This window comes from Rhodospirillaceae bacterium, assembly GCA_002728255.1.
Lineage (GTDB): Bacteria > Pseudomonadota > Alphaproteobacteria > UBA7887 > UBA7887.
This window is the reverse complement of record PBWV01000014.1, coordinates 20,468-27,469: the sequence shown is the minus strand read 5'-3', so window position 1 is coordinate 27,469 and position 7,002 is coordinate 20,468. Positions and strand designations below refer to the sequence as shown.

Annotated in this window: 6 protein-coding genes; all 6 read right to left on the bottom strand. The window is 46.5% G+C overall.

Annotation, left to right across the window (positions count from 1 at the left end):
• Positions 1–2,204: DNA topoisomerase I (locus CMM32_03625; protein ID MBT05990.1), on the bottom strand; the 2,204-nt coding region annotated here is incomplete at its 3' end.
• Positions 2,205–2,541: 337 nt separating this feature from the next.
• Positions 2,542–3,201, bottom strand: coding sequence for an acyl-phosphate glycerol 3-phosphate acyltransferase (gene plsY / locus CMM32_03620; protein MBT05989.1), 660 nt, complete (start codon positions 3,199–3,201; stop codon positions 2,542–2,544).
• Positions 3,202–3,204: 3 nt separating this feature from the next.
• Complete coding sequence (locus CMM32_03615; protein MBT05988.1) at positions 3,205–4,530, bottom strand: dihydroorotase; 1,326 nt, start codon at positions 4,528–4,530, stop codon at positions 3,205–3,207.
• Positions 4,527–5,489: an aspartate carbamoyltransferase catalytic subunit gene (gene pyrB / locus CMM32_03610; protein MBT05987.1), complete on the bottom strand. Its 963-nt coding sequence runs from the start codon at positions 5,487–5,489 to the stop codon at positions 4,527–4,529. Before pyrB ends, CMM32_03615 begins: the two co-directional genes overlap by 4 nt.
• Positions 5,490–5,550: 61 nt before the next feature.
• Positions 5,551–6,465, bottom strand: coding sequence for a transporter (locus tag CMM32_03605; GenBank protein MBT05986.1), 915 nt, complete (start codon positions 6,463–6,465; stop codon positions 5,551–5,553).
• Positions 6,466–6,471: 6 nt separating this feature from the next.
• Entirely contained in the window at positions 6,472–6,945 is a 474-nt protein-coding gene (locus CMM32_03600) for a Holliday junction resolvase RuvX (GenBank protein ID MBT05985.1), read from the bottom strand.
• Between the last annotated feature and the right edge of the window lie 57 nt (positions 6,946–7,002).

The window sequence follows — 7,002 nt, the reverse complement described above, 5'->3', positions numbered from 1 at the left end:
TGCTTTGGTTCGGCTAGAATAGTTACGGCACGATTAATACCGATAGTGAATACATCTTCCTCTGAAGGTAGGGAGCGTGTTTCTGACGATTTTCCCTCCCCATGCCGTATATACGGTCCATGTGGACCTATAGTCGCGGTGATATCTTTCTCGGTTTCTGGATGCGTGCCTACCAGGCGTGGAAGGCTCAATAGTTGCAGAGCCAAAGAAAGGTCGCAGTCCTGGGGATTGATAGACCGAGGCAAGCCCATAGTTCTAGCCTTCTCCCCTTGTTTTTTTTCTCCAGCTTGTACGTATGGCCCGTAGGGTCCCCGAATAAGTGTAATTATTTCTCCACTGTCGTTGTTTCCCAAGATTTTGGGCCCATCAAGTCCATCTCTCTCTTTTTTGGAGAAGGCTAGGGTGAACTTACACTCAGGATAATTGACGCAACCGATAAATGGTCCTCTTTGCCGATTCCATTTAAAACTTACCTCGCCGTTTTTACACCTAGGACATTTTGCAATCTGTCCCCCATCATCTAGTGGGAAAAACCTCACTCCGGCTGTATCATTCATGAAATTTAGTACATCGGTATTAGTGAGCTCTTTGGTTGTTGAACACATTTCTTCAAAAGGTCTATAGAAGTCTCTAAGGACAGAGCGGTACTCAAGGTCTCCGTTTGCTATTTGATCCAGTTTATCTTCAAGATCAGCCGTAAAATCGTAATCAACATATATTTGAAACCTACTTTCTAGCATTATGGTAACGCCGCGGCCCTTGTCCTGCGGTATCAATTGACGATTGTCTATGTTTACATAATTGCGATCTTGCAGGACGGAGATAATACTTGGATAGGTTGACGGACGTCCGATTCCCAGTTCTTCTAATTTTTGAATTAGAGATGCTTCGTTGTAGCGCCCTGGTGGTTTAGTAAAATGTTGTTCAGGAAGAACCGAGATAGGTTGGGCCGTTTCGCCTTTCCCAACTTTTGGGATATTTCCGTGTGTCCCCTCTTGATCCTCTTCATCATCATTTTTGGCGTCCATGTAAATTTTTCTATATCCATCAAAGGCGATGCGAGAACCAGAGGCATGCAAAATAATGTTTGAGTCGGTTGAGCTAAAATCTATAGAAACTTGATCATCCACTCCGTTTTCAATTTGGGAGGCAGTGGTTCGTTTCCAAATAAGTTCGTATAGTTGGACAGCCGACTTAGCCAAACGGTTAGGTAGGTCCTTTGGAGCCCGTTCTACATCAGTGGGTCGAATAGCCTCGTGAGCTTCTTGGGCATTTTTTGTCTTGTTGGAGTAATACTTCGGTTTAGAAGGGAGGTATTTCCCACCTAATGTTTTTGATTGTTTAATAAATTTACGGATTGACTGGATGGCGTCGGTCGAAAGGTGAACACTATCCGTTCGCATGTACGTAATTAGACCTTCCCGGAAAAGTTCCTGAGCTACACTGGCGCACTGTTTTGCGCTCATGCTAAGGGCGCGTGAGGCGGCTTGTTGCAGTGTGGAGGTGCGAAATGGAGGGGGAGGGCGTTTCTGAATTTGCCGTTCCGTAACCTCTGTTACGTTGTACTGGCACTTTTCAACGGCCTGAGCTGCCGTGTTTGCTAACTCTTTGTTTGACAAGGAAAATTTACCAATCTTTTGTCCCTCAAAGTGGGTTAGGCGAGCCTTTACAGTTTGGTTTTCTGAGGTTTTAAGTAGTGTGTCTACACTCCAAAATTCTTGTGCCTCAAAATTCTCTATTTCCTCTTCCCGTTCGCACACAAGGCGAAGAGATGGGGATTGAACCCTACCTCCTGACTCCGTACCAGGAAGTTTGCGCCGCAAAACGTCGGATAGGCCAAAACCAAATAACATGTCTAGGGCTCGACGCGCTTGATAAGCGTCGACAAGGTTCCGGTCGATTTCTCGGGGCGAATCAAAGGCAGTATTGACGGCTGCTTTGGTAATTTCATGAAAAACGACCCTTTGGACGACTTGGTCCTGCCGAATAGCTTTCTTTTCCTTTAAATACTCGTACAAATGCCATGCAATGGCTTCCCCTTCACGGTCCGGATCGGTAGCCAGCAGGAGCTTCTCACATTTTTTGGAAGCGCTAACTATTTCTCTAAGCACCTTTTCCTTGCCGGTTTGAACGGCGTAAGTGAGTGCAAAATCGTTAGCCGTGTCTATGCCGTCTTTGTGGGCAAGATCACGGAAATGGCCCACCGTTGCCAGAACGGTGAATTCGGGCCCTAAATATTTCTCGATCGTCTTTGATTTAGTTGGCGACTCTACTATGACTAGGTTTTTCATTTTTCACGGTAAATAAACAATATTATCAGAATAGTGTCGTAAAACATTATAAATCAACAATAAAATATTCCGTTAAAGTATCTAATTTAATGCCTGCGAGGCTGCCTGAAATCATTAGATAAGTATCGCAGACGGCGTTTATTTGCATTGTTCAGTAAGTTCGTCAACTAGTAAGGAGGAATTTGTAGTCGGGTTTAAGATCGCGAGCATAAGTTTTGTCTTCGGTGAAACCATGCACACAGAGCAGAGACTAGCTCCGAAAGTTGATCTTACTTTCTCTCCGGCCTAGGAGACGTCGGATATTAGGTAAGTGCTTGGCAACAATTAAAGTAGTCAAGATGGAGAACGTTTCAACATTTTGGGCGGTGCCAGGTAAATCAGAAAACGTTCCTCCTCCTAGCTGGAATAGTAATAGAATAAATAGTAGTCCCGGAGCCGATATGAGTGCAATGAGTGCGCTCAACGATGAGAACCCTGATAATCTGAAGACTAGCAGCCAAATAAGCGCGCTGGCTAAGCCTACCGGCCAGGAGAGTACAAAGATAACACCAAAGGTAGTGGCGACTCCTTTGCCGCCCTTAAATTTGAGCCAAATTGGAAACATGTGCCCAAGGACGACGGCTAACGCTGCAACAGCAGAGCAATCCGGTCCATATAGCGAGCCAGCAAAAGTAGCTATAAAGCCTTTGCCTAGGTCAAGCCCTAAAGTCGCAGCAGCTAAGCGTTTATTTCCCGCACGTAGGACGTTGGTTGCTCCTATATTACCAGACCCAACAGTTCTGGGGTCTGTCTTCCCCGCAAGTTTTGATAGGAGCAACCCAAAGGGAATGGAACCAAGACAATAGGCTAACAGAGCTATTGCATATAAGGGCCAAGTATAACTCAGGCTCCCAAACAATAAGTCAGGCACTTTTTAGTGCTCCACATCCAAATGAAAGGCTACTCTACCGTTTACCCATGTTTTCAACACTCGACCCTGAACGGGTCTATCGCCGTAGGGTGAATTCTGTGATTTGCTTTTTAACTCGGAGACTTTAATTGTCCACGGGGCATCTGGATCAAATAGGGTTAGGTCAGCCGGCCGCCCCTTCCTAAGCTCGCCGGCATCCAGACCAGAGAGGATAGCTGGATTCAGAGTTATTTTTGCAAGTAAGTCTAGGAGCGGAAGTCTGCCATTGTGGTACAATTCCATAGAGAGCGGAAACATTGTCTCCAGGCCGACGATTCCAGCCGCAGCCTGGCTAAAAGGGACCCGTTTTGAGTCTTGATCATGGGGCGCATGGTCGCTAACGATAACATCTATGGTGCCGTCGGATAGATAATCTACCATTAGTGCTCGGTCCGTCTCGGATCGTAGTGGAGGGGAAACCTTAGCAAAGGTTCGGTAATCAGCTACCGCATTCTCGTTGAGTGAGAAGTGGTGGGCCGCGACAGAAGCAGTGACGGGAAGTGAACGGTTCTTGGCGGATTTAACGGCGCTGGCTGCATCACCAGTTGAGAGATGTCCAACATGATATCTGGCGCCCGTGAGCTCTACTAATCTAATATCCCTTTCGACTATAATAGTTTCGGCAGCATTTGGAATTCCCTGTAGGCCGAGTCGTGTTGCCAGTTCGCCATCATTCATAACTCCTTGGGCAAGGGCGGGGTCTTCTGGATGCTGTATTATCAAGGCGTCAAATGTTTTTGCATACGATAGAGCTCTTTTCATCACCAAGCTATTTGAGACTGCTCGGTCGGCATCCGAAAAACCAACAGCACCTGCTTCGGAGAGCATACCGATTTCAGTAAGCTCAATCCCATCCAAGTTTTTGGTAATGGCTGCTGCCGGAAAGATTTTTACAATACTGGTTTCGCGGGCCCGTCGAGCAATAAACTCTATCAGGGCAATTTGGTCTATTACCGGGTCTGTGTTGGGCATGCATACAACGCTAGTAATGCCCCCAGCCGAGGCTGCTGCGCTTGCTGTAGCCAGTGTTTCCTTATGTTCTTCTCCTGGTTCCCGGAGGTGGGCCCGCATGTCAATAAAACCCGGGCAAAGGCATTTACCCCTGCAATCCACTACCTCGGCATCCTCTGGCAATCCATCATTGAATAGCCTGGGCCCAAAATCGCCAATTTTACGGCCTTCCACTAGTAAGGACCCCATTTCATCTAATCTGCTCGACGGGTCAAGCAATCGGGCGTTAATAAGCGCTATTCTTTCTGAATGTTTGGCTGATGGTTGTCTTACACTCATTGCGTAAGCCGGTTTCTGATGTGCTGGGTTAATATATCCAAACATGCCATCCTAACGGCTACCCCAAGCTCCACTTGGTCCAGAATAGCACTATGAGTAAGGTCGTCGGCTAAGACGCTATCGATTTCTACCCCGCGGTTCATTGGTCCTGGATGCATCACTATTGCATTTGGTTTTGCGACAGATAATTTCTCGGCGTCCAACCCAAAAAAATGAAAATATTCCCTGGTAGAGGGTACAAATGTTCCTTTCATTCTCTCCATTTGCAGTCTTAACATCATCACTATATCGCAGTCTACGAGCCCTTCTCGCATATCGTGGAAAACTTCTACCCCAAGGCGCTCAACATCCGTTGGCAGAAGGGTAGGGGGGGCCACCAAACAAACCTGGGCACCCATCTTGTTAAGCAAGTAGATATTTGATCTCGCCACCCGGCTGTGGAGCACATCACCGCACACAGCTACTTTTATTCCTTGTAAGTCTCCCCGGTGGCGACGCAGAGTAAGCGCATCAAGCAATGCCTGGGTTGGGTGCTCATTGCTTCCATCGCCAGCATTTATCACAGCACCATTCACTTTCTCTGAGAGTAACTTAACAGCGCCTGAATCCGGGTGACGAACCACTAGAACATCGGGCCGCATGGCATTTAGGGTCATGGCCGTATCTACCATGGTTTCCCCCTTTTTGATGGAGCTCGTGGATACCGCCATATTAATAACATCGGCGCCAAGGCGTTTGCCTGCAAGCTCAAAGGAAGTTCGGGTGCGGGTAGAGTTTTCAAAAAATAGGTTAATAAGGGTTAAGCCTTTAAGGTCTGTTTGCTTCTTGTCAGCTTGGCGATTGAGTTCTACGTAAGACTGAGCTAGGTCAAGGAGACAATCAATGTCTCTGACGGAAAGATCGGCAATCCCCAGGATATGTCTGTGACCAAAATCGTTTTTGGGTGCCGGCTTGTCCATAAAATCTGACTATACTAGTAGAGACCATCCTTGCGCAAGGCCAGTAGCAGAATAGAGTGGGTCAAAATAGCAGAAAGATGGGCATAGTAAGCACTGAAGCTATTGTGGTTATAGTTATGATTGCTGCCATTAAAGAAGCATCTCCCCCGAGTTGCCTAGAGAGCACATAGGCGGTGCTGGCTGCCGGCAGGGATCCGAATAAAACAGCAATTTTTGTATGCGTGGCCTCAACGCCAAATAAGTTACAGGTTAGTATTATTATTAGTGGCATTAACAAAAGCTTAAAAACAGAGGTCCACATGAGAAATTTTTTGGAGCTATGAAGCCCTTTGCTTTTTAGTCCAGCGCCCACGGCCATCAGGCCTAGCGGGATTGAGGCGGCACCTAAATCTGAGATCAAATTATCGATCACTAGAGGGAGGGAGCCGTATCCCAGGCTTAGAAAAATACCTGCCCCAGAGGCTAAAATGAGGGGGTTGCTAGCCATAAGCATTAGTTGTTCCCACCCAGATTTTTTAAATTTTTCGGCCGAAGAAAATTTAGTCAAAACGAGAATCGAGAGAATATTCACTTGTGGAACTAAAACAGCTATTACTATGGCAGCTATTACCAGTCCCGTTTCACCATAAAGCGAGCCAGCTACTGCTATGCCGATATACGTGTTAAAACGTGTTGAACCCATAAAAATTGAGGTAAAAGCTGGATTGCCGAACCCTAGGTAGGGTTTCAAAAACAATAGGAGTCCACTGATAATAAATGTTGAAAGTAACAAGCTCAGGGCCAAAGGGATGACGTCCAAGCCCCGCAGGGGCGCGCTCGATAAGGTATGAATTATTAAGGCTGGAAAAAGTAGAAAGTACACTAGACTTTCTAGCCCCTTCCAAAAAACTGGCATTGAAAGAAATGTTTGTTTTAGTCCGCACCCAATTAAGATGAGGCAAATGACAGGGATCAAACCAAGGGCAATCGCGACCATTTTTTATTATCCGGACCCAACTGAGCCTATCGTGTCCAGTGCCCCCTGTAGAATATAAGCTGCAGCCATTTTATCGACGACCTCCCCTTGACGTCGTCGGGATAGATCAGCTTCGATCATTGTCTTTGTTATGGCTATTGTCGACAGCCTTTCGTCCCATAGTAGTATTGGCAGCCCAGAGGATTCGTAAAATAATCTACTGAATTCTCTGCTGGCCTGGCAGGCTTTTCCCTCCGACCCATCCATATTAATTGGAAGTCCAATAATTAGTCCTTTAACACCATCATCGCGACAGAGAGATTTGATTTTAGAAGCATCTTTAGTAAATTTGGTGCGCTGAAGGGTATATAGTGGGGACGCAATCTTGCGGCTTGGGTCAGATATAGCGATGCCGATTCTTTTGGCTCCCAGGTCTAATCCAAGAACGCGTCCTCTCTGGGGCAAGGTTTTAGAAAAGAGGGAAACAGTATCTGTTATCATGGAGGTTATACTGCAGTGCCGATCTATGTATGACAAGACACAGAGGCCAAGTTCCTG

What these genes read in the sequence shown, in the direction of transcription:
- CMM32_03615 (MBT05988.1), bottom strand. Translation starts at nt 4,530, where the DNA reads ATGAGTGTAAGACAACCATCAGCCAAACATTCAGAAAGAATAGCGCTT.
- pyrB (MBT05987.1), bottom strand. Translation starts at nt 5,489, where the DNA reads ATGGACAAGCCGGCACCCAAAAACGATTTTGGTCACAGACATATCCTG.
- CMM32_03605 (MBT05986.1), bottom strand. Translation starts at nt 6,465, where the DNA reads ATGGTCGCGATTGCCCTTGGTTTGATCCCTGTCATTTGCCTCATCTTA.
- CMM32_03600 (MBT05985.1), bottom strand. Translation starts at nt 6,945, where the DNA reads ATGATAACAGATACTGTTTCCCTCTTTTCTAAAACCTTGCCCCAGAGA.